Origin of the sequence: Pseudoalteromonas sp. SG43-8 (genome assembly GCF_014164245.1) — a bacterium.
GTDB classification, from domain to species: Bacteria; Pseudomonadota; Gammaproteobacteria; order Enterobacterales; family Alteromonadaceae; genus Pseudoalteromonas; species Pseudoalteromonas distincta.
This window is the reverse complement of sequence record NZ_JACJEX010000004.1, coordinates 218311-242176: the sequence shown is the minus strand read 5'-3', so window position 1 is coordinate 242176 and position 23866 is coordinate 218311. Positions and strand designations below refer to the sequence as shown.

At 39.7% G+C, this 23866-nt stretch carries 21 protein-coding genes and 1 pseudogene; 13 read left to right on the top strand and 9 right to left on the bottom strand.

The genetic code is table 11. The features are described 5' to 3' along the window. Nucleotides 1-4: 4 nt before the first annotated feature. Complete coding sequence (locus tag H5122_RS10520) at nucleotides 5-361, bottom strand: VOC family protein (RefSeq protein WP_182681891.1); 357 nt, start codon at nucleotides 359-361, stop codon at nucleotides 5-7. A 227-nt stretch (nucleotides 362-588) separates the two neighbouring features. Between H5122_RS10520 and H5122_RS10515 the strand changes: the two genes are divergently transcribed. From H5122_RS10515 to H5122_RS10505, 3 genes are read left to right on the top strand one after another with little or no spacing between them, the layout of a single operon-like run. Continuing rightward, nucleotides 589-930: a hypothetical protein gene (locus H5122_RS10515; RefSeq protein ID WP_182681892.1), complete on the top strand. Its 342-nt coding sequence runs from the start codon at nucleotides 589-591 to the stop codon at nucleotides 928-930. Then, nucleotides 927-2528: a PepSY domain-containing protein gene (locus H5122_RS10510; RefSeq protein WP_182681893.1), complete on the top strand. Its 1602-nt coding sequence runs from the start codon at nucleotides 927-929 to the stop codon at nucleotides 2526-2528. Before H5122_RS10515 ends, H5122_RS10510 begins: the two co-directional genes overlap by 4 nt. Next, nucleotides 2525-2860, top strand: a complete 336-nt coding sequence (locus H5122_RS10505; RefSeq protein ID WP_182673099.1) for a DUF3325 domain-containing protein — start codon at nucleotides 2525-2527, stop codon at nucleotides 2858-2860. The genes H5122_RS10510 and H5122_RS10505 overlap by 4 nt, the downstream gene beginning before the upstream one ends. Before the next feature lie 209 nt (nucleotides 2861-3069). Here H5122_RS10505 and H5122_RS10500 read toward each other — a convergent pair whose 3' ends face one another. Beyond that, on the bottom strand, nucleotides 3070-3591 hold the full coding sequence (locus H5122_RS10500) for a lipocalin family protein (RefSeq protein WP_182681894.1): 522 nt from the start codon (nucleotides 3589-3591) through the stop codon (nucleotides 3070-3072). Between the two features lie 130 nt (nucleotides 3592-3721). On the opposite strand from H5122_RS10500, the gene H5122_RS10495 reads away from it, so the two are divergent. Genes H5122_RS10495 through H5122_RS10485 form a run of 3 tightly spaced genes read left to right on the top strand, consistent with a single transcriptional unit; the run spans nucleotide 3722 to nucleotide 5135 of the window. Beyond that, nucleotides 3722-4177, top strand: coding sequence for a YaiI/YqxD family protein (locus tag H5122_RS10495; protein WP_165743999.1), 456 nt, complete (start codon nucleotides 3722-3724; stop codon nucleotides 4175-4177). Beyond that, nucleotides 4178-4723 (top strand): DUF6942 family protein, encoded by a 546-nt coding sequence (locus H5122_RS10490; RefSeq protein ID WP_182681895.1) that lies wholly within the window; start codon nucleotides 4178-4180, stop codon nucleotides 4721-4723. A 19-nt stretch (nucleotides 4724-4742) separates the two neighbouring features. Next, nucleotides 4743-5135, top strand: a complete 393-nt coding sequence (locus H5122_RS10485; protein ID WP_182681896.1) for an ACT domain-containing protein — start codon at nucleotides 4743-4745, stop codon at nucleotides 5133-5135. 89 nt (nucleotides 5136-5224) lie between these two features. Here the strand turns inward: H5122_RS10485 and H5122_RS10480 are convergent, their stop codons facing one another. Further along, complete coding sequence (locus H5122_RS10480; RefSeq protein WP_182681897.1) at nucleotides 5225-5689, bottom strand: hypothetical protein; 465 nt, start codon at nucleotides 5687-5689, stop codon at nucleotides 5225-5227. A 126-nt stretch (nucleotides 5690-5815) separates the two neighbouring features. Continuing rightward, nucleotides 5816-6697 carry a LysR family transcriptional regulator gene (locus H5122_RS10475; protein ID WP_182673094.1) on the bottom strand — a complete coding sequence of 294 codons (882 nt, stop codon included), beginning with the start codon at nucleotides 6695-6697 and terminating at the stop codon, nucleotides 5816-5818. Between the two features lie 148 nt (nucleotides 6698-6845). Between H5122_RS10475 and H5122_RS10470 the strand changes: the two are divergent. Both H5122_RS10470 and H5122_RS10465 read left to right on the top strand, forming a co-directional pair. Further along, nucleotides 6846-7450, top strand: a pseudogene (locus tag H5122_RS10470) (short chain dehydrogenase). Between the two features lie 110 nt (nucleotides 7451-7560). Next, entirely contained in the window at nucleotides 7561-7731 is a 171-nt protein-coding gene (locus H5122_RS10465) for a hypothetical protein (RefSeq protein ID WP_182681898.1), read from the top strand. Nucleotide 7732: 1 nt separating this feature from the next. Here the strand turns inward: H5122_RS10465 and H5122_RS10460 are convergent, their stop codons facing one another. From H5122_RS10460 to H5122_RS10445, 4 genes are all read right to left on the bottom strand, one after another. Continuing rightward, nucleotides 7733-8389 carry a class I SAM-dependent methyltransferase gene (locus tag H5122_RS10460; RefSeq protein ID WP_182681899.1) on the bottom strand — a complete coding sequence of 219 codons (657 nt, stop codon included), beginning with the start codon at nucleotides 8387-8389 and terminating at the stop codon, nucleotides 7733-7735. 28 nt (nucleotides 8390-8417) lie between these two features. Further along, nucleotides 8418-12068 carry an SbcC/MukB-like Walker B domain-containing protein gene (locus H5122_RS10455; protein ID WP_182681900.1) on the bottom strand — a complete coding sequence of 1217 codons (3651 nt, stop codon included), beginning with the start codon at nucleotides 12066-12068 and terminating at the stop codon, nucleotides 8418-8420. Further along, nucleotides 12065-13312, bottom strand: a complete 1248-nt coding sequence (locus tag H5122_RS10450; RefSeq protein ID WP_182681901.1) for an exonuclease SbcCD subunit D C-terminal domain-containing protein — start codon at nucleotides 13310-13312, stop codon at nucleotides 12065-12067. The genes H5122_RS10455 and H5122_RS10450 overlap by 4 nt, the downstream gene beginning before the upstream one ends. Before the next feature lie 78 nt (nucleotides 13313-13390). Continuing rightward, entirely contained in the window at nucleotides 13391-13627 is a 237-nt protein-coding gene (locus tag H5122_RS10445) for a hypothetical protein (protein ID WP_002959190.1), read from the bottom strand. A gap of 579 nt (nucleotides 13628-14206) precedes the next feature. Here H5122_RS10445 and H5122_RS10440 point away from each other — a divergent pair. From H5122_RS10440 to H5122_RS10425, 4 genes are all read left to right on the top strand, one after another. Beyond that, a complete protein-coding gene (locus H5122_RS10440) occupies nucleotides 14207-16654 on the top strand; it encodes a M1 family metallopeptidase (protein ID WP_024592705.1) in 2448 nt (815 codons plus the stop codon). Continuing rightward, on the top strand, nucleotides 16654-17148 hold the full coding sequence (locus H5122_RS10435) for a DUF6702 family protein (RefSeq protein WP_024609288.1): 495 nt from the start codon (nucleotides 16654-16656) through the stop codon (nucleotides 17146-17148). The genes H5122_RS10440 and H5122_RS10435 overlap by 1 nt, the downstream gene beginning before the upstream one ends. A 322-nt stretch (nucleotides 17149-17470) precedes the next feature. Then, complete coding sequence (locus tag H5122_RS10430) at nucleotides 17471-18088, top strand: HAD family hydrolase (RefSeq protein ID WP_007583617.1); 618 nt, start codon at nucleotides 17471-17473, stop codon at nucleotides 18086-18088. A 133-nt stretch (nucleotides 18089-18221) separates the two neighbouring features. After that, a complete protein-coding gene (locus tag H5122_RS10425) occupies nucleotides 18222-18947 on the top strand; it encodes a YebC/PmpR family DNA-binding transcriptional regulator (RefSeq protein WP_007583619.1) in 726 nt (241 codons plus the stop codon). 209 nt (nucleotides 18948-19156) lie between these two features. Here H5122_RS10425 and H5122_RS10420 read toward each other — a convergent pair whose 3' ends face one another. Further along, nucleotides 19157-21346, bottom strand: a complete 2190-nt coding sequence (locus tag H5122_RS10420) for a malate synthase G (protein ID WP_182681902.1) — start codon at nucleotides 21344-21346, stop codon at nucleotides 19157-19159. Between the two features lie 239 nt (nucleotides 21347-21585). Between H5122_RS10420 and H5122_RS10415 the strand changes: the two genes are divergently transcribed. Further along, on the top strand, nucleotides 21586-23187 hold the full coding sequence (locus H5122_RS10415) for an isocitrate lyase (protein WP_138490125.1): 1602 nt from the start codon (nucleotides 21586-21588) through the stop codon (nucleotides 23185-23187). Nucleotides 23188-23866: the final 679 nt, after the last annotated feature.

Genomic DNA, 23866 nt, shown 5'->3' with positions numbered 1-23866 from the left:
AAACCTAGTGTTGCTCTGCCCATACAGCAAATTCATTGCCGCTCGGCTCTGCAAAATGAAACCGGCAACCACCCGGAAATTCAAAAATAGGTTTTAATATTGTGCCACCATGGAGTTGTACTTTTTTATACGTGGCGTGAATGTCGTTACTATAAAAAACCAATAGCGCAGCACCATTTTGAGTTAGCGATTTAAGCGGCGCATTAAAAAAGCCACCATCGAGCCCTTGGCCACTAAACGCCGTGTATTCTGGGCCGTAGTCAGTAAACTGCCAATTAAATACACGATTAAAAAAGGCCTTAGTTGCAGGTAAGTCGCATGCAGGGAACTCAACGTAATTTAGTTTTTCGTGATCGCTCATCGTTACTCACTCTTTATTTTTACTCAGTTTATTAACCTTAAGCTTTACATAGAGCCTGTGCAATATCATTAAATAATATCAGATCAGTATTTTACTAAGTAACTAAGTACGCATAACTTACTTAAAAATAAAATATCACAAATGAGAATAACTATCTTTTGTATTTGTAACATATATAATAGCGCCTTCGTTTTATCCTCAGCTTTAAATAAAGGGATTAATTAACTATGCAGGCACCTTTGCACAGTGCGCCATTCGATAAGGTTAACGTGATTGCGCTTATAGTAAAAAGCGTAAGCTGTTATCGAGTTTTGGTATTTTTACGTTTTTTTATTGCCATAATTGGTGGCTATGCTTTTACCTCTGCAAGCACTGCGTTATTAAGCCTTGTGTTGCCAATAGCTAAACAAGACGCTGTGCTGTTTAGTGTTTCAATCAGCATTTTAATTTATGCCGTAGTATTTATTTATGCCTTTAGCGTTAAATCATTAAAAACAGTGTGGATCAGTATTTTACTAAGTACGGGAGCGTTCATTAGTCTGCTTGCATTACTGAAGGGTTGGGTATGAAAGACAGCTTTTTCAGATCGATGACTTGGTTGCACACTTGGGTAGGGTTACTCGTTTGCTGGTTATTATATTTAATATTTTTTGCAGGGACTCTTAGCTTTTTTAGAGACGAAATAACGTTGTGGAATCAACCAGCCATTCATAATGTGCAAGCCCAAACACAGCGTATAGAAGCGCAAAAACAACAAATAATTACCGGATTTGATTACTTAGCTAACCATGGAGCTAACTCATCAAGCTGGCGTATTACATTACCTGAGCCGCGTATTCCTTATTTAATTTATGGTTATGCAAAGCCAAAAGAACTAGGCCAGCGCCGCAGTCAGTTTGAAAACACGCAGCTTAACCCTAATACCATGCAAGAGCTTGAGCCCTTTGTAGATACTAAAGGTGGTAACTTTTTTTATCGGCTGCACTATGATTTACATTACATGGATGCAATAACCGCACGCTGGATTGTGTGCTTTGCTAGCTTTTTTATGCTAATTGCCATTATATCGGGTGTGGTTATTCATAAGCGTATTTTTAAAGATATGTTTAGTTTTAGACGTAATAAAGGTAGCCGTACGTGGTTAGATGCCCATAACTTAAGCTCTGTGCTTGCCCTGCCTTTTCATTTAATGATTACTTACACGGGCATGATTACGCTCATATTTATGTTGTTTCCCTACCCTGCGCAAACGTCTTACGATGACGGCATGCGTGGTTTTTTTAACGATGTAACCCCTCGCAACACCATGACCGATAAAGCCCAAGGCGAATCATCAATGGTGCCGATTCAAAGCATTTTGGATCAGGTTTATACTAAGTGGCCTCATGCAGATATTACTCGCATACAAGTTAACCAACCAAATATGGCAGCTTCAACAATTACCGTATTGGTAAGCGCAGGTAAAACACTACGTGACCAAGCACCACGCTTAATATTTAGTGGTGCTACAGGGCAAATGGTCGCTAAAACTGATGACGAGCTAACTAGCAGCAAAGCGCTTTACGAATCACTTAATTCAATGCATACAGGGCGTTTGGCTACGTGGTTGTTGCGCTGGTTATACGTATTAGGCGGTATTGCAGGCTGTGTAATGATTGGCTCTGGCTGTATTATGTGGGCTAAACGAATTCGCGAGCGAACTAAAAATAACGTTAAACCTTCGTTTGGTTTAAAACTAGTTGAAGGGTTAAACCTAGCCACTATTATGGGGCTTCCACTGGCAACGTGTGCATTTTTTATTGCTAACAGACTACTTAGCCCAACTACCGCAGAGCGCGCCGATAAAGAAATACTCGCGTTCTTTTTAACATGGCTAGCGGTTGCTCTTTTAGCACTTTTAAAGCGCGATACACTGCAATGGCGAGTTATGGCAGCTATAAATGCTGTTACATGTTTAAGCGTACCGGTTATTAATGCACTTACAACTAACGGTAATCTAGTTAGCTATTTGATGCACAAACAGTGGGCTTTATTTACTTTTGATGCACTTTTTTTACTGTTTAGTATATTGTTTTTTATACAAACCGAAAAATTACGTACTGCTAAAAACAACTCAAAAATAATCAGCCCTAGTCAATCTAATAACCTTAAAAGGCAAAAACCATGATTGATTTACTTGGGTTTAGCCTATGCCTGCTCAGTTTTAACTGTTTTGCGCTGGCTAAGTATAATCATTTTAAAGATGTATTTAAAAAACGTCCTACAGAATCCCAACGTAAAAAGCTGCTATTAGCTGCTTGGATCAGTATTTTACTAAGCTTGGTGCTTTGTATAGTTACTCAAGATGGATATGGAGCATTACTGTTTTGCGGATTTATGAGCCTAAGTGTTTTAATTATAATGGTTTTTTATAATTTTTTAGTAGGCTACGTAAAGTGGTTTAGTGTTTTAAATAGCGTGTTAATTGTACTAAGTGGGTTGTTTTTAGCATTAAACTAGCCTTAGTTAGTAAAAACGTGATCCGTTATTTTCCCATAGATTAGGCAAAAAAAATGGCAAGCTATATAGCTTGCCAACAATAGGGGATATTCAGTGTTTCTAATACTTGCTGTCTCACGGCAAGTACACACAATATAACCATAATATATTTAAGTTACTTTACAGTTAGGTGACTCTTTTATTACTACTGTAAAGGGGCTTTACATTGTTTATTGCTTAACCCAAATTATTTCATCGGTAGCAAAGCCCAACTCATTAGCTTTAGTTAAAAAGTGTTCTTTAAGCTCTTTGCTAACCGTTGGTGTACGCGATAAAAACCACAAGTAATCTTTGTTGTAACTGGTTATAAATGCATATTGGTAATCGGGTTGGTCAAGTTCAAAAATCACGTAAGCGCCATAAAATGGACCAAAAAACGAGACTTTAAAATGCCCGGTGTCAGTGCCCTCAACAAACTTGGCTAAGCCTTCGGCGTTATCCCATTTTTTATCATCCGTTAAATACCCTTTGTTAAGGACCTTTACTGTGCCGTCGTCGTTAATTGAATAAGTCGCGGTAACTTGCTCCATACCTTCTTCGAATGAGTGATTAAGACGCGCTATTTCAAACCACTTGCCTTTATATTTTTGTATATCAAAGTTTTTAACAGGTGTTATTCCCTCAGGAGGGCTGGTGCAGGCACTAAGAAAAAACAACCCCGTAATAAGTAAACCGTATTTAATAGCCTTCATGTAAGCTCCTTTTTAAATTACATAAATAGTACGTATTATCTAAATATAGATGAGTATAAAGTTTGCTAGCCGATTAAAAAAATTTGCTATAGGATCATATTAATTCTAAAGTAATAAAAATGACCATAGCATGAAAATTTGGGTAGATGCAGACGCGTGTCCTGTTGTTATAAAAGAAATACTTTTTAGAGCTGCAGAGCGTATGAAAATCGAGACTATTTTAGTGGCTAATCACGCAATGCGTATCCCGCCGTCAAAATACATAAGTCGCGTTCAAGTATCGTCAGGGTTTGATGTAGCCGACGACGAAATAGTAAAACGCGTTGAAAAAGGCGATTTAGTTATTACGGGCGATATTCCGCTAGCAAGTGAAGTAATTGATAACGGCGGGCAAGCACTCAACCCACGTGGCGAGCTTTATACCACCGAGAATATCCGCTCAATACTTAACGTGCGCGACTTTATGGATACCATGCGCTCAAGCGGCGTAGAAATGAGTGGTGGGCCACCGCCACTTAGCCAAACCGATCGCCAAAACTTTGCAAATAACCTCGACCGCATTTTAGCGCAAAATAAGGCAAAGTAAGTGACAGAGCAAGTTGTTGGTTTAGGTGAGTATAATTTTAATGTAGCCGTGTATGTCGCAAAAGCACCGCCTATGCCCTACTTTGAAACCCTACAAAGTATAGAGCCGGTAATTAAAGAGCAAATAAATACCATAAACCAGCACTGTGGTAATGGTTGGCGCAAAGTGTTTAACGTGTACGCAAAAGTGCTATTTGCCCTGCCAAGTGAGCATTATTCATTTGCCAAACAAGCCACTACTTGGCAACAATATCGCGATGAGTTTTTACTTCAAAAAAATAGTAAAACTGCTCTGCTATTTAGCGCGCCTGATATTAGCAAAGCCAGCAATAAAAACCAGCTACACATAATTGCCGGTCGTACGCACGCTAAAAACTTATTACAACAAGGTAAGTTACATGCCCAATTTGATTGGCTCAACGACGAGTTTGCAATAGACACAACTAACAACATTATTGTTTGCCCGTATTTTGATTACAGACAGTTAAGTAATATAAAAATTGCGAGATTAAGCGAGCTAGTCGCGCAGCTAAAAGCCACTAAATAACACATTGTAAGGAACGACCATGGCCGGAATTTTAGAGTTAAACGAATTATTAAGATCAATGCAGCCTGCGCTTAAACATGGTGAGTACATATTTTGCTGTTTAGCAGGTAAATTGGCTGACTATGTTCATTTAGAACCACTTGCCACGTATGTTGAAGAAGAAGGGCTAACCCTTATTTTAAAAGCTGAAACTGCCGATAAAGCAGGTATTACTTACGAGGGCAAATACAATTTAATTACCCTTAACGTACATTCAAGTTTAGAGGCTGTAGGGCTAACTGCTGCGGTATCGGCAAAGCTGACTGAGCATGGCATTAGCGCTAACGTGGTAGCTGCGTTTTATCATGACCATATTTTTGTACAAACAGACAAAGCACAAGCCGCGATGAAAGCACTTGGAGAGATTGGTTAGGGTTTGCTGGCACAGTAATGATTTGAGTGATGTGGGTATTATCGCGTCGGGTGGCGCTTCGCTTAACCGACCTATAAAAACTGATACTGCTATAGAGCAATATCAGTTTTTTTGTGCACATTTGAGCTGTTTTCGCAGTATTGCTTATCAACAGGTTCAAGTTTTACTTTATCGCCTGCAGTTACGGCTACACATTGCGTATTTTTATCGAGTTTTTGCTTTTGAATTACAGTAAATTCACCTTCGTTGGCAGCGTATAATTCATATTGATAGGCGTCATTACCGCCTTCAAATAATGCGGTAAATAATCCTCCTATTAAGCCGCCAATTATGGCTCCGCCTACTATTTCTTCAGTGTTACCATCTAAGCTGTCTACAAAGCCAAACCCAGCGCCTGCTGCTATGCCTGTGCCTACTTCTGATGAAAGTGTTACGTATTGCATAGATTCTACCGATGCATAGTAACGCTTAACTATTTTGTTTTGGTTGTTACGGTCAACCCCTTGTGACGCGCAACCTGAGAGTAGCAATACCGCTATAAGATACTTTTTCATGTTGATTTCCCTTTTAATCATTTAATAGGGAAATAATAAGCATCAGAGCATAAAAAATATGTGAGAGCTTTGTTTGTATCTGTCAGAAGTTGTAAGCGTGTGTAGTGAAATTAAACACATATTTTTTCACTCAACAACCAGCTTTGATACCACCCATTTATGCAGCGGATTTTTACTGTAACGCGGATGCCACGCGGCTATTACATCAAACGGGGCTGGTAACTGTTGCAAATCAATTTTTACCAGCTCTGAGCTTACTGCGCGTGAGGGTAAAAATGCAATGGAGTCTGTAGTTTCTAGATACATCGGTACAATAGAAAAACACGGTGCCGATACAACAACATTGCGTGTTAAATCAAAGCTTTTAAACCAATCGTCAATAGAGCCTTTAAAATTTGGACGCGAAGGCGAGGCAATAATGCTTGGGTAGCTGGCTATTTGCGCAAGCGTTGGTTGTGTCCCTGCTATTGATGAGTTAGGTGAAGTAACGCAAATGTGTTGTTCTTCAAACAGTTTAATAATGGGGTAAGTACTTGGAATATAGTCAGGGAAAGCTATCGCTAAATCGACTTTACCGCTTTCCATTAAATCGTGCAGACTATCGAGTTCAAAGTCTCTTATTATTAGCTTTAAATTAGGCGCTTGTTCTCTTAGCTCTTTTACAAGTGCAGGCAAAACAACTTGTTGTGCGTAGTCGGTAGCGGCTATTACAAACGCACCACTAACCGTTTTTGGGTCAAATATTTTAGGGGCTAATAGTGCCTGAAAGTCGTTTAATAGCTTGTCTATGTCTACCGACAATTCCTCTGCATAAGGCGTTGGTACAAAACCGGTAGTTTTTCTTAAAAACAACTGGTCGTTAAACACATCACGCAACTTTTTAAGTTGCTCACTCACTGCTTGCTGGGTTAAGCCCAATTTACTCGCCGCTTTTGATGCGTTTTTTTCGCGAATCAGCGCTTGGAAAATACGTAGCTGTTTTATATCTAGCCTGTCTAACTTACTCATGCAAATGCCCTTGTTGTTTAAGCATAATGAACGTACCACATTACCAATTATTTTGGTATCACTTACATAAAAGGGTTGTTTTTCATTGTTGAAGTACTCCCATACTATGCTCCTACACACTAAAGTGAACAAATGATTGGAGCAAACAATGAAAACAGTAATTTTAATAGGCGCACTAGGAAAATGGGTCAAGCGGCATTAACTGGCTTAACTAAGCACAAAGTAATTACGGCGGGTCGCTCGGGCGATGTAGATCATATTGTTGATATTACTAGTGAACAGTCAATTACTGAGCTGTATGAAAAAGTAGGTCATTTTGATGCGGTAGTTAATACCGTAGGTTTATGTGAATACGAAACGTTTGCAGATATGAGCGAAGCCCAGTGGATGAGTACTATTATGAGCAAAATGATGGGGCAAATTAACCTTGTACGCATTGGTCAAAAGTACATTGCCGATGGCGGCTCATTTACGCTAATTAGCGGTATTTTAAACGTTAAGCCGATTCCTTTTGCAATTGCTGATGCAACAACCAGCGGCGCAATAGATACGTTTGCAAAATGCGTATCACTAGAAATGCCACGAGGCACACGTATTAATGTGGTAAACCCTACCGTACTTGAAGAAGCATGGGGCGTTTATGGCGAAATGATGCCAGGTTTTCAGCCAGTACCAGGCAAACTTGTAGGTAAAGCGTTTGAGCGTTCGGTTGATGGTTTTATTAATGGCGAAGTTATTTTTGTAGACGCTTAATTGGCTTAGTCTTTCAAACAGATAGGTGAGCTTTGCTTGCAGATTAATAAGCGCTTTGCATTAACAGTAACTGCAAAGCGCTTTAAAAACATATTCAAAACGGTGGTAAAATGAAAAAATTAATTCCAATATTTGCTATATTATTGGCTGCAGGTTGTGCCAATGTAACGCCAAGCTCGCAATATGTTAGCGAGTCAGGCGCAAATTCTAATAAAGAATGTAAAACAATACCGCGCCATAAGCACACGGTTCAGTGGTGTAAGCCACATTCTTCTAGATAAATTAAACTACATACCCACTAAAACCTAAGGCTTTAAAATACAGCTTCGGAATGCCAAATTTGCACTCATTTAGCAGTTCGCTAAAGCGCATTCTATCAAGCGGGTAAAACTCATTTTCTAAGTCATGCCCTGTTTGTGTTTTACCGGTTTCGGTTAAACCCAATTGCGCGCACGTTGTAAGCTGGGCTTCGCGCTCAAATGAAGTTTCGGGGCGCATTAAATCCGCAATATAAAGGTTTGCGTCTTTTTTAAGCCTTCCTTTAATTGCTTTTAATAACTCTTTTTTATCGCCGTTATCTTGTAAAAAATGCATTACTAATAAACATAAAACGGCATCGGCTTTAACCGATAACTTATCAACGGGGCCATTATGTACATCTACGCGGCTTGTTATGCCTTGCTCATCAAATTGCTGCTGTGCGATAGCAAGCATATCGGCTGATGTATCTTGCACGGTAAATTGCCATGTTGGGTTTAGTGCAGCCAGTGCAAGTACTTCTTTGCCTGTACCAGCCCCAACTACCAAAATATGTGCGTTGTCGCTTAGTGTTGCTTGTAGCTGCGTATTAGTGAGCTGATGTAATAATTCATAACCAGGCACTAAACGGGTTATACGGCTATCGTATTGTGTTGCTTGCTCGTCTGTAAACGTTGGCATTGTATCTCCTTGTTTTCAGTAATGTTGCTTATAAAACTTCAACTGTGGAATATCCACCTGGCTTTTTGGCTACATGCACTTGAGTGGCTACGCGCTCGCTCATTTGTGTTACGTGCGATATAACGCCTACTTTTCTGCCTTGTGCTTGCAAAGAATCCAAAGCGTCCATTGCAATGCTTAAGGTTTCGCTGTCTAACGTACCAAACCCTTCGTCAATAAACAAAGAATTGATTTGTACTTTGTTAGACGAAAGCGATGCTAAACCAAGTGCAAGCGCAAGCGATACTAAAAATGACTCACCGCCCGAGAGCGTATTAACAGAGCGTTGCTCGTCGGCCATGTCGCGGTCGATAATAGCAATGTCGAGTGTTTGCGCTATGGCGGTTAATTCGTAGCGTTTGTTGAGTGTTTTTAAATGGCTGTTGGCATAGTGCAGTAATATTTTTAACGTTTGTGTTTGTGCTAAGTTACGCATGGTTTTACCCGTTGCATCGCCCAATACTTTATTAAGCAAGTGCCATTGTTCTACCTGTGTTTTAAGCGTAGTTAACTCGGCTTGTTTGCCTTCAAGCGCCTTTGCGTTTTGGTTGTGTTGCTCAATAGCGGTATTAGTTGCTAGTAATGAATTTTGCAGCTGCGTTTGTTGCTCGTTTAAGCTGCTTAATTGCGTACTTAAAGCCTCTGCACTTTGTGTTGGTTTATCGCTACTGTTGTGTTTTTCAAGGGTAAGTTGCTGCTGTTTTAATGCGGCATTTGCATCTGTTAACGCTTGAGTTAACTGCTCATGCTGAGTTAAATGCGCTTTTATAGTCTCGCTACTTAGCGTTAGTAAAATTTTGACCTGTTCGTGCGTTACATCGCTGTATTGCGCTTTAAAGTCAGTAAACCACTGGTTGTAACGTGCTTCAAGTGTTGCTAGTTCTTGGCTATTTTCAAGTAAGCGTTGCTCTACATTTTTAAGCGTTATAGCGTGCTCATCTCGTTGTTTTATAGCGTCGTCATAGGCTTTTTGACTCGCTTGAACCTGCGATTGCTTTTGCTCTTGCTCACTTATGAGTTTTGCTTGGTAGTCGTCTGCGCTTATTTGCTCATTATTAAATAAAGCTAAGCGCTCACTTTGTACAGCATCTAATAGCGCTTTAGCTTTTACAAGCTCTTCATTAAGTGCTTTTAACGATTGCTCGCTTTTACTAACAAGCGGGGTAAGCTGCTTTATTTGCTCACTAACTGTGTCTTGGCGCTTTTGGCTTTGCTCAAGTTGCGTTTGAGTTTGCTGATACTGCGTAACCTGCTCGTGCAGCTCGTTAAGTTCAAGCGTGTTGGCTTGTAATTGCTGCCAAAAATCACTGTTTTCAAATTGATTATTGAGCGTTGTACCCAGCTCGTTAATTTGCGCACTTAGCTCGCTATGTTTACTCGTTAACTGGTTTTGCTGGTGTGTAAGCTCAAGGTGTTTATTACTCAGTTGCTGCTGTACTTGCTGCTCTGCTTTAAGTGCTGCTTGTAGCTCATTTACTTTGGTTTGTAGTGTACGCTGGCGCTTTTGCTGCTCAAAGTATTGCGCTTTTTGCTCCGTTAACTGCTTATAAGTTACTTCAAGCTGATCAGGCGTTAAGTCGTTAAGCTCTGTGCGTGCGCCTTGCATGGTATTTTTAATGTCGAGCTGTTTAGCTTTTGCTGTTTGTATTATTTGCTCAAGTTGTCCGTGTTCAGCAGTTAATACGGCATGTTGAGTTTGATGCTTATGCAGCTCGCTTTGTGCATGCTCAAATTGCTTTTTAGCGGTATTAAAAGCATTTTCAAAATCAGTAATTAAGTTATTTAATTGCTGATTTTGGTTTACCGCGTACGGGTGCTCGGTGGCGCCGCATACTAAGCAAGGCTCATTAGGGCGAAGCTCAGTGCGTAAATGCTCTACGTTTTCGCTGGCTCTTAAGCGCGCTTGGTTAAGTGCGTACTCGTTGCCTTTAAGCGCTTGCTCACTGGTTATTAAATTTTGGTTAAGTAAAGCATGGGCTTGCTGACTTTCATTTAACTGCTGATTAAGTACTTTCTGGCGTTGAGTGCTTTGTTTTAGTTCTGCGTTAAATTGCTTATAGCGCTCTCGCTGCTCTTTTAAGTAATCAATACTTTTTAACTGCGCGTCGCAGTGCTCTGCATTAAATTCATTAAGCTGAGTATTTAATGCCTGTAAAGTTGATTGCTCACTACTAAGTGCCGCCTCGCACTGCTGCACTTTATTATTTTGTGTATTTAAAAGCTCACTCTGACCCGCAAGCTCGGTATTAAGAGTTTGGCTTTGCGCAGCATTTGCGTTTAATTGCTGCTGTGCATTTAAGTAGGTATTAAAGCTTTGCTGATAGTAGCTCCAGTCTTTTGCTAAAACATGCAGCTGTGCATGCTCATTAAGCCATTGCTGGCTTTTAGTTGAGTCGGCTTTAACAATTTCCAGCTCGTTATTACTTTGTTTAAGCTGCAAATTAAGCTCATCAAACTGAGATTGCTCTTTGGTTATTTGCGACTCAGTACCTTTTACAGCTTGAGTTTGCAAGGCAATGTTACTATCGAGCTCTCTCGCTTTAGCTATAATAGGCGCTGCATTTTGTTTTTGCTCATTGGCGTTATGAAGTAGCTCGGTATGCTTAGCTAGCGCGGTATTACGCTCGTTAATTACCGCTAAATGATCAACACTTTTAAGTGATGTTATTTGCTGATCCAACGCCGTATTTTGATCGGTTAATTGAGCAAAACGGCTGCGGTTATCTTTTATTTCAAGCGCTTGTTTAGCTTGTTTTGCCTGCTCGCTTTGCTCAACGATACTTTCGAGCTCTGAGCTTGCTTGTTGCTGGGTTTGCTGTGCTTGCAGTAAATTTTGCTCAAGCACTGTAGCTTGCTGATACCAGTTAAGTGCTTTTTCGGTTTTAGATAGCTCTTTTTTAGTGTGTTCGGTTTGCGCTTTTAAATCGGTTAACTTGGTTTGTTGTAGCTCAAGTTCATCGCTCGTTAGCAAAGTATAGCTTTCAAGGCCAGCTTTAAGCGCTTCAAGCTTTGCTACTTGCTCTTTATGGCGCTCAAAAATACGCACGCCAATACGGCTAAATTTATCGGTGCCTGTTAAACACTCTAAAAGCTGCGCTCGCTCATCGCCAGTGGCTTTTAAAAATGCAGCAAACTCATGTTGTGCTAAAAGTACGGCGCGTGAGAACTGCTCAAAGTTAAGCCCTATTTTACTCTCGACTTCTTTTATTGTGTGGCTTTTGTCAGCTATAAGGGTTTCGTCTGGCAGGGTTACTAATGTGTGCTCTGCTACTTTAAGTTTGCCTGTTACTTTTTTATGAGTGCGTGAAATTGTATAACGTGCACGATAAAGCTGTTTATCTTGCCCTAAAAAGTCGACCTCGGCGTAACCTTCCCATGTGCCTCTGCGTAGCAAGTTTCGCGCATCATTAAGCTTAATGCTGTCGCCATTAAACTCAATTAAGTTACCTTTATCACCGCGCAGCCTCGCCGTTTTTGTATAAAGAGCTAAACAAATGGCATCTAAAAAGGTACTTTTACCAGCACCGGTATCGCCTGTTATCGCAAATAAGCCTGCATCTTTTAATGGGGCTTGAGTAAAGTCTATTTCAGCATCAACTATTGATGCTAAATTATGAATACGAACTGCGGTTATTTTCATAGTTGTTCTTGCTCCGTAAGCTCGTTTATCACGTCACTTAAAAGTGCTTTTAGCTCATCGGGTACGCTTTGCCCTGTCATATCTTTATCGTTTGCGAACGCTTGTTCTAATAAGTTAAGCGGGTTGAGCATTTCAACCTCGCTTAAATCTTCAAATACGGTGTTGTCGTCATTTTGCGCTGATTGCTCGCGTACGCGTTCAATACCACAAAATTTAATATGCTTACCTTCAAGCGCTTGTTCTATTTGTTCTCTGAAGGTGGTGTCGGTATCGCTTGATTTAAGCTTTACACGTAAATAAGGCGCTACTGTATTTTGTGATGTGTCGAGTGCTTTAATTTGCTCGCATAGTTCATTTAATGGCACGCATTCCCCTTTTGGTAAAATAATTACATCGGCAGAGCGCGGAATGTAAAGGGGGTTTACAGTTGTACTAATATGTTGTTTTTCATCAATAATAAACTCAACAACATTTACTTGGTGCGTATAGTTACGCTCTGAAAACGACATAGGGATAGGTGTGCCGCTGTATCGAATAACATCACTTTTAGCGACTTGTTGCGCTTTGTGTAAGTGCCCAAGAGCGACGTAGTTGGCTTGTTTACCAAATACATTGGCTGAAATAGACTCTTCACCACCTATTACTAAGTTACGCTCAGAATCACTTGAAATGTCCCCGCCTTTTGCGTGTAAATGCCCCATAACTATTAATGGTGAGTTTTGCTCATTCTCATTAAGAGCTTGCTTTAGTGCAAGCTCGTAAGCTTTTGAAACGCCTTGAGCATAACTAGGACCGTTTTCGGTTTGGCTAAGTAAACTTACATCACTTGCGCGTAAAAATGGCATAGCGACGATTACAGCGCGTTTACCATTGGTATTTATGGTAATAACAGTTTCATCGGGTGTTGCGACATCAAAGCGCCCTACTACGTGAGTATCAAACTGTGCAAGTAATGGCTGAGCTGCCAAAATACGATTTGCAGAGTCGTGGTTACCCGCAATAATCACTACGTGTAATAGTGGGCATGCTTTTTTGGCGTCTTTAATAAATTGATAAAGCTGATTTTCGGCGCTAGCACTTGGAGTCGCTGTATGATAAATATCGCCCGCAACTAAAAGTAAGTCTATTTGTTGTTCAACAAGAGTGGCTAATAACCATGTAAAAAAAGCTTGATGTTCAACACGGCGATCGTGTTCGTAAAATTGTTGGCCAAGGTGCCAATCTGAGGTGTGGAGGACTTTCATGTCGCGCTCTTAATAAAACCGTAAGAGCGCCAATATACCCAAGGCAGTTAAAGATGCAAGCCTAAGCCGTGCATTACCTTAGGTTAAACTGTACCAAGCTGAAAAAACAACCGGTAATGCTAAAAGTGCCATTAATAATGGAATTTTTAACGTTTTAGTTTGTTTTGCGTGTAGCGCCTTTAGTGCATTAGTTTCGTTGCACGCTGCTACTTTATCGATATAAAAATAACCCGAATCGAGATACTGCTTACAGTTATTCTCACTTGCTGGAATCGCAATTAGTTCTTGTTGTTTTTTTAGGATGTAAAAATCCATAAGCCCACCGCATTTCTTGCTAGTAATCGATATTAATTTGAGGATAAATGTGACGAATTTATTTGCCTCAAATAAAAAGGTTGGCGATTTTAAATATAAACAGCACTAAAGATCAACCTAAAATTACACTATTTGTCATTTATCGTATAAATAGCGAATATTAATGAAGTTCGGCAATATTTGAGCCAATTATTTACTCGTTTCACTGTGTTTTTGTTCAGTAGAAAGGGCTTTTAAGCCATTTTACTTGTTGCGAATTAGCAATACTTATACGTAGGATTAATGGTCTACCTAGTAATGCCAAAGCAATACTTTTTTAGCAATATATATAAAGTGAATGATATTTTTTTAAGTTCTGGGACTTTGTATTTAACTGATCAAAACCATTATTAAAACCCAATTTTGTAAACCCCCTTTACAGTTTTTATCTATTCGTATTTTGTTACAAAATAATTGTATTTTTCAATCTAAAAAATTAAGTGAACATCACCCTAGAAATACGGTACTTGGTCGCTAATTTATTGAAGCTAACTGGTATATTTGTCAAAGTACGCTCACAAAATTATATTAGGACTAACAATGAAAAAAATAGGTCTTACGCTAAGTGCTTTTGTATTGCCATTCGCAATATCGAGTGCAGCTATGGCGTCTTCGGTTGAGCAAACAAAAGGTTCTTTTGTTGATAAATTTCGTCAATTAGACGAAGCACTTCCTACACCCAATGTATATCGTAGTGCCGCTGGCGAACCAGGTGAAAAATACTGGCAGCAACGTGTAAATTACGATATTGATGTGAAGCTAGATGAAAAAAAGCACCGCATTACCGGTAGCCAAAGCATTGAATATAAAAATAACTCACCACATACGCTTAAATATTTATGGTTACAGTTAGATCAAAATATTTTTAAAAGCGATTCAATTGCCGAAACAACTAAAACGTTTAAAAGCACTTTAGAAAGCCTACCAGCTCAAAAGCCCGCTAAATTAAGTTTAGGTGAATTACGTCGTCAGCAATTTATGAGCGACAACGAACTGGGTTATACAATCAGTGGCGTAAAAGATGACGATGGTAAAGAGCTACGCGTAACTGTAGTTGATACCTTAATGCGCATCGATTTAAACGAGCCATTAAAACCAGGTAAAGAAGTAGAATTTAGCATGAACTTTGCCTTCAACATTGTTGAAGAAGATGCAGTGGGTGCACGTTCTGGTTACGAGCACTTTGAAGAAGACGGCAACGACATATTCTTAATTGCTCAGTGGTTTCCTCGTTTAGCGGCTTATACCGATTACGAAGCATGGACAAATAAGCCGTTTTTAGGCTCTGGTGAGTTTACGCTTGAGTTTGGTGATTACGATGTTGAGATTACTGTTCCGGCAGATCACATTGTATCGGCAACAGGTAAACTTGATAACGCGAGCAAAGTACTTACAAGTACTCAGCGTAAACGTTTAAAGCAAGCCGAAACATCTAAGCGTCCTGTGTTTATTGTTAACGCAGAAGAAGCGCTAGAAAACGAAAAAGAAGGCACCGACAAAACTAAAACGTGGCACTTTAAAGCGCAAAACGTACGTGACTTTGCCTGGGCGTCGTCTCGTAAGTTTATGTGGGATGCAAAGGGTTATCAGCAAGGTGGTGACGTTCAGCCTTTAGTTATGGCAATGTCGTTCTTCCCTAAAGAAGGTGGTGACTTATGGGAGAAGTACTCAACTGAAGCGGTAGTACACACAATGGAAGTGTACTCTAAGTATTCTTTTGACTACCCATACCCAACTGCGCAATCGGTAAATGGCCCTGTTGGCGGTATGGAATACCCAATGATTACCTTTAACGGCCCGCGTACTAAGTTACAAGATGATGGTACACGTACTTATTCTCAAGCTGAAAAGCGCTTTTTACTTGGCGTAGTTATTCATGAAGTGGGTCATATTTACTTTCCAATGATTGTTAACTCAGATGAGCGCCAATGGACGTGGATGGATGAAGGCTTAAATAGCTTTTTAGATGGCGTTGCTGGTCGTGAATGGGATCCTACTATTCCTTGGGGTGTTGAGCCTCGCGATATAGTGAGCTACATGAAGTCTGAAAACCAAGTACCTGTTATGACTCAGTCAGACAGTGTATTACGCTTAGGTCCTAATGCTTATACTAAACCTGCAGCAGCCCTTAATATTTTACGTGAAGTAATTTTAGGTCGTGACTTATTCGACTTTGCATTTAAAGAGTATGCTCAGCGCTGGAAATACAAGCGCCCTACTCCAGCTGATTTTTTCCGTACAATGGAAGAAGCCTCTGGTGTTGATTTAGACTGGTTTTGGCGTGGCTGGTTTTACACCACAGACCATGTAGATATCTCTTTAGATAAAGTATATCAACTACGTTTAGACACTAAAAACCCTGATATTGATTACAGCCGTTTACGTGATATTGAAGCAGACAAACCTACTTCATTATTTGTTGAGCGTAACCGCGCACAAGGTAAAAAAACATGGGTTGAGAAAAACTCTGATGTTACCGATTTTTATGACGAAAACGACCGTTTTACTGTAACCAATAAAGAACGTAACTCGTACAATAAGTTTTTAAAAGGCTTAGAGCCGTGGGAGCGTAAAACGCTTGAGCGTGCTTTAGAAGAAGATAAAAACTATTACGTTATGGAATTTTCAAACCTTGGCGGTTTGGTAATGCCTATTCTATTAGAGCTAACATATGAAGATGGCACTAAAGAAGAGCGCTATATTCCTGCTGAAATTTGGCGTCGTAATTATAAAAACGTTCAGAAGCTGATTGTTACCGATAAAAACAAACCGCTTGTATCAGTTACTGTTGACCCAGGCTGGGAAACAGCTGACGTAGATGTTGAAAACAATAACTACCCTCGTCGTATTATTCCTTCACGTATTGAAGTGTTTAAAAAGGAAAAGAGTAAAGCTAAAGTAAGTCGCGATATCATGCAAGATATTAAAACTGAGCTTAAAACTGATGAGAAGAAAGACGAAAAGGATGACGGTGAGGAGCAGCAATAATGCGCTTTTTGCTTATTATTGTTTGCCTTTTAGTTGCTGCGCCAAGTATGGCGCATCAACTAAAGTCGTCAGTTACAACCGTGCTTTTTAATAAACGAACGCATAATGTTGAATTAATGCATCGCTTTTATTTACATGATACCGAACACGCCGTAGGAACATTGTTTAAAGGCAAAATCGATATTATTAGTAATAAAGCCGACCAACAACGTTTTGCTAAGTATGTTGAATCGCATGTTGCTCTACAAACGTTAAGTGGCGAACCTTTACCACTTAGCTTTGTAGGGGCACAAGTAGATGGTAAGTTTTTTTGGGTTTACCAAGAAGCACCAATTCCTGAAAATATTGAAGGAATTAAAATGAGTAATGGCGCACTTCGTGATTTATGGCCATCTCAGGTAAATATGGTAAACGTTGAGGGCAAAGGTAAGATTAAAACTTTAAACTTTGCTCAAGATGATACTTGGCTCGAAGCCCGCTTTGAGCAAAATTAATATTTAAAACTTCCCCAACCGACGCGCACAGCAGTTGTTTATGTGCGCGTTTTCTTCATACGTTTAAACTGCGTTCATGTTTGATCTGTTATTTGTAAATTTACGTAAAATTTGTGAGTTCAATTTGTATATTTACCTTTTTTTGCGCATGATATATCAAGCACTTAAATTACTTTGTTATCAATAGATTGATAATGGTGCGTATTAATATTTAAATATAGTTAGTTTCATTTATCGCTTTGTATTTACCGGCCTAGGGCATAAGCAGTAGAGAATTTTATGTTTAAATTTTATTTAGTAATAACTAAATTCAGGGAATGATATGACTACTCAGGTTGAGGCTATTTTTGGAGTGATTTTTGATTTAGATGGAACATTGGTTTCATCAGAATTAGATTTTGCATTAATAAAGGCCCAAATAGGTTGCCCTTGCGAGCAAGACTTACTTGATTACATTGCTCAGTTGCCCTCACCGTATATGCGTGAAGAGGCAATGAATATAGTTCACCAACACGAATTAATAGATGCACAACATGCCAGTATATTACCTGGTGTGAGTGAAGCTATTCATGCTTTAAAGTCTAAAAATATTCCGATGGCGATTGTTACTCGCAATTTTGATAAAGCAGCGGCAATTAAATTACAAAATAATCCACTCCCTATCAGCACAGTTTTAACGCGAAGCGATGCCCCAGCAAAGCCAGATCCCAGCGCTTTAAATGCCATTGCTACACTTTGGAACATTAACGCCAGAAATTTACTTTATGTAGGCGATTACCTTTACGATATTCAAGCTGCGCACAATGCAAATATGCGCGCGTGTTTATACGCTCCAGAGTCAACGCCTGCTTATGCCGATCAGGCAGATTACGTTTTACATGACTTTGTTGAATTAGTGACATTAGTTGAGAGTTATTCTGAAAAAATAGAGTTATGTTAAATAGCATGCTATTAAATTTATTTAAGAATAAGTGCTACGTTATTTAAATTACAAAATAACGTTTGTTCCTAGCCCAATACGTTTTGAATTGGTAAAATACCGCAAAACGTAACGTATTCATTAGGGGCACAAAATGGGCAGAGCATTTGTAGTTCGTCAAAGTTCTATGATCAAAACAGCCAATGCAAAAACAAAAGTAAACTCAAAGTACGGCAAAGAGATTTACGTTGCAGCAAAAAGTGGCGATCCCGATCCCGAAGTAAATCAAACACTACGCCGTCTAATCGAAAAAGCTAAAAAAGACCAAGTACCCGCACACGTTATTGAAAAAGCAATTGAAAAAGCAGCCGGTGGCGCAGGGGAAGATTACTCTGTTGCCCGTTACGAAGGCTATGGTCCTGGTAATTGCATGGTTATAGTTGATTGTTTAACTGACAATCCGAACCGTACAATTAAAGATGTACGCTTACCGTTTACTAAAACAGACTCAAAAATTGGTACTCCTGGCTGTGTAGCACATATGTTTGATCATTATGCGGTACTTGGCTTTGCGGGTGATGACGACGAAATAGTATTAGAAGCATTAATGATGGCTGATGTTGATGTTAGCGATGTTGAAGCCGAGGACGGTAAAATATCGGTATTTGCACCGCCAACAGAATACTTTAAAGCTAAAACAGCCCTTGAAGACGCATTTGAAGGCATTAACTTTGAAGTAGACGAAATTACGTTTATTCCTCAAGTTAATATTGAAATTGAAGACGAAGAAGTTATTGCTAACTTTGATAAGTTTATAAATATGCTTGAAGATTGTGACGATGTACAAAATATTTATCACAATGCCATTGTAAAAAATTAGATTTAATTAGCTAAAGCTTTAAAAAGCGTGTTTTGTGTATGCAAAACACGCTTTTTTACGTTTGAATAAATGTTAGATATTCATGTGTATTATGCTTATTTGAATATATATTTTTAAAATGCCTTAAAAGTGCTGTTATTCTAATTTTAGGCGATAAAAAACCAGCTTAAAAGCTGGTTTAGTACTTAATTTTAACTTTGATTAAGCAGTTAAAGCGTATTCGACTTTTGTGCTTTATATTTTATACGGTAGCTATGTAGTAGTGGTTCAGTGTAACCACTAGGTTGCGTTACGCCCTCTAAAACTAATGCAGTAGCGGCTTGATAGGCAATGCTGTTATTAAGGGTTTCTTCGCTTGTTGCCATGGGTGTATACGCAGTGTCATGCTCGTTTTGTCCATCAACCACTTTGGCCATTTTAGCCATTGTTGATTTTATTTGCGCTTGTGAGCACACGCCATTTAGCAACCAATTAGCCATATGCTGGCTTGAAATACGCAGTGTGGCTCTGTCTTCCATTAGACCAATATGGTTAATGTCAGGTACTTTAGAGCAGCCTACGCCTTGATCAATCCAACGTACAACGTAACCTAAAATACCTTGTGCGTTGTTTTCAAGCTCACTTTGAATATCTTCTTTTGAAAGCGTTTTAGGGTCTGCCATTAGCGGCGGTGTAAGCAGGTCATTAAGGCTAGCAATAGTACGTTTGGCAATACTTTGCTGCTCAGTAAATACGTTTATATCGTGATAATGCATTGCATGCAGGGTAGCGGCTGTAGGGGAGGGCACCCATGCTGTATTAGCGCCTGATTTAGGGTGAGCTTGTTTTTGCTCCATCATTAATGCCATTTTATCTGGCATTGGCCACATGCCTTTACCTATTTGTGCTTTATGACTTAAGCCACAAGCAAGGCCAATATCGACATTGCGATCCTCATAAGCTTGTATCCATGCTTGCTGCTTAATCTGTGCTTTTGGAAGTACAACGCCTGCTTGCATAGAGGTATGAATTTCATCGCCTGTTCTATCTAAAAATCCAGTATTAATAAATACAACACGCTCTTTAGCTGCGTAAATACACGCTTTTAGGTTTACAGAAGTGCGGCGTTCTTCATCCATAATCCCCATTTTAAGGGTGTTTTTAGGTAAGCTTAGCGCTTCCTCTACTAAGCTAAATAAAGTGTTAGTAAATGCCACCTCTTCTGGGCCATGCATTTTTGGTTTTACTATATTAATACTTTGCGCGCTTGAGTTTTTGATACCTGTTTTTTTATTTAAGTCGTGCAGGGCAGCAGTGGCTGTAAACATCGCATCCATAATGCCTTCAAATACCGGTTGATTAAACACATCGGTAATAGCAGGGTTCGTCATTAAATGGCCAACGTTTCTAACAAACATCATGCTACGGCCTTTTAAAGTAACGGTGCCGCCATCAAGTGCGGTGTATGTTTTATCACTTTGTAGGGTACGCTCAACAGTTTTATCGCCTTTTTTAAACGATTCAACTAAGTTACCTTGCATCAACCCAAGCCAATTTTTATAAACTTGTACTTTGTCTTCTGCATCTACCGCAGCTACTGAATCTTCACAATCCATAATGGTGGTAAGCGCGGCCTCTAGCACTACATCTTTTAAGCCTGCTTTATCTGCTTGGCCAATAATGTGGTGGTGATCGATATGTAGTTCTATATGTAGGTCATTGTTTTTTAATAACACTACAGTAGGGTTTTGTGCTTCTCCTTGATAACCAATAAGCTGAGATGGGTTAGCTAATGTGGTTTGAGAGCTGTCACGCAAGGTAATTAAAAGTGCGCCATCTACTACTGAGTAATTCGTGCTTTCTATATGGGAGCCATTGGTCAGCGGCAATGCTTTATCTAAAAACTGGCGAGCGTAGGCCATTACCTTAAAACCACGAACAGGGTTGTAGGTATTACCTTTTTCAGCCCCGTCATCTTCGCTTAACACATCAGTACCATATAAGGCGTCGTATAACGAGCCCCAGCGAGCGTTAGCGGCATTAAGAGCAAAGCGTGCATTACTTACAGGCACAACCAACTGAGGGCCTGCTGTAAGGGCCACTTCGGGCTCTACATTTTGGGTTTCAATTTCAAAGTTGGCAGGCTCTTTAACTAAATAGCCAATATCTTGCAAAAAGGCTTGGTATTTAGCGCTATCCCAGGTTTTATTAGCAAGATGGTAGTCGTCTATTTGCTGTTGAAGCAGCTCTCGCTTTTCAAGCAGTGCCTTATTAATAGGGGTAAGTGTTTGAACGATATGTGCAAAACTTTGCCAAAATTGTGACTCACTTAAGTGAGTGCCAGGGAGTAATTGATTTTTAACGAAATCAGCGAGTTGTGTGTCTACGCTGAGTCCTGAATGTGTGAGAGTGTGGGACATAGTTGCCTTCCTTTAAACGGTCGCGATGTTGTTGTGTGTTTGTGCGTAAGGCAACAATAACTCAAAAAGGCAATGTTGAGTGCTTTTTAGCCATTCACAAAATGTATAGCCACAATAACAACTATAAATTTACTAAATCTAGAAAAGGAGCCTAATGTTGAATTAAGCGCTACGGAACACACTCCTAGCCACTCTCACAACATTAAAATAATTTACACACTCGTTCGAAGGATTTTATTATGACAACATATCAACGCGAAACAGACACACTTTCTACTCTTTGCCAAACACAAGGCAGCGCATGGAAAGCTATTAACCCTGAATACGCAAGTCGCATGCGTTTACAAAACCGTTTTCGCACAGGGATTGAAATTGCGCAATACACAGCAGACGTAATGCGTGAAGATATGGCTGCATATGACGCCGACACAAGCCAGTACACGCAATCTTTAGGCTGTTGGCATGGCTTTACTGCCCAACAAATGATGATGGCTATTAAGCGCCATCAAAAAACAACTAAACGCAGCTATGTATACTTAAGTGGCTGGATGGTTGCAGCGCTTCGCTCTGCATTTGGTCCGCTGCCAGATCAAAGCATGCATGAAAAAACATCGGTACCTGCGCTAATTGAAGAAATTTACACGTTTTTAAAGCAAGCTGATGCACGTGAACTAGATCACTTGTTTAACGACCTAGATGAAGCAAAAGCGAACGGCGGCGATGTTCAAGCTGTTATTGATAAAATAGACAACTTTGAAACCCATGTGGTGCCAATTATTGCTGATATTGATGCCGGTTTTGGTAACGAAGAAGCAACTTACTTACTGGCTAAAAAAATGATTGAAGCCGGTGCATGTGCCATTCAAATAGAAAACCAAGTATCTGACGCCAAACAATGTGGTCACCAAGCGGGTAAAGTGACCGTTCCACACGAAGACTTTTTAGCAAAAATTAACGCAGTACGTTACGCCTTTTTAGAGCTAGGTATTGATAACGGCATTATTGTGGCGCGTACAGATTCATTAGGCGCCAGCCTTACTCAAAAAGTACCTGTGTCGCAAACACCAGGTGATTTAGCAAGCCAATACAATGCATTTTTAGAAACTACGCCAATTAACGGTGTTGATGATTTAAATGAAGGCGATACGGCAATGAAAATTAATGGCCAGTTATGTAAACCAACTCGCCTAGATAACGGTTTATACCAGTTCCGCGAAGGCACTGAAAAAGACCGCGTAGTATTAGATTGTATTACTAGCTTGCAGTCGGGCGCTGATTTACTGTGGATTGAAACAGAAAAACCACATGTTAAACAAATTGCAGAACTGGTGAATCGTGTAAAAGAACAGGTGCCAAATGCAAAACTGGTATACAACAACTCGCCTTCGTTTAACTGGACCCTTAAGTTTCGTGAGCAAGTGTATCAAGAGTGGGAAGAAGCTGGCCGTGACCTTAGTGCTTACCCAAGCCTTGGCGATAATAAAGGCCTTATGGCACCAGAAATGGATGCAACAGAGCTTGCACAAGCAGCCGATTTACTAGTGCAAAACTTCCAGCGCGATGGCGCACGTGAAGCAGGTATTTTCCATCACTTAATTACTCTGCCTACGTACCATACAGCTGCGCTAAGCACTGATATTTTATCAGAAGGTTACTTTGGCGATATGGGTATGCTGGCTTACGTGCGTGATGTACAACGCCAAGAAATTCGCCGCGAGCAAGCTTCTGTTAAGCACCAAGACCTAGCAGGGTCTAACATGGGCGATACACACAAAGAATACTTCTCTGGTGATAACGCGCTAAAAGCCGGTGGTGAAGACAACACCATGAACCAGTTTTAATTCCTAACTAGATAGTGTTACTCAAGGGCCAATAGGCCCTTTTTTATTGTTTTAATTTTTATTTAGATCAGATTTTAACTAACCTGAGCTCTGGTTAAGAGATTTACTAACGTATTGAATCATGGTGATATTTGAATTTTTTTTCTAGCCAGAGATTTTCAGTCAAAACAAGGCGAATTTACGCGTCAATAGCTAGCCTATTGCAAGTAAATTCAACGCAGTTAGGGCTGAAAATAGCTGCTCGAGATAGATTTATTATCCAGAGTTCAGGTTAACCAAATCATGTTGGATCACTATTTAACTACCTGAGTGAATTTACAGATCAGAGTTTAACTAACCTTTCATAAAAGGGCATATTTGGGGTGATTTTGCTGTAAAAAGCGTTTACAACAACTTTAAAAGGCAGGTAAGTGACTGATTTTTGCTTTAATAGACAAACTTAGCGAATTTATAAACCGATTTTTTACTAACTTCTCCGTACGATAAAACAAAATTTTACTAACTGATAGGCTATAAACAGTGACTCAAACCGATTTTTTACCAACTCAAGTTGCAAAAAATGCTATAAACCGAAATTTTACTAACTGAAGTTTTAGCTAAGTCCGATATTTAACTGTCACAGAAGTGTAAAGGGGGTTTACAGTTTGAATACTACGGCGATAAATACAAAAGCCACTTA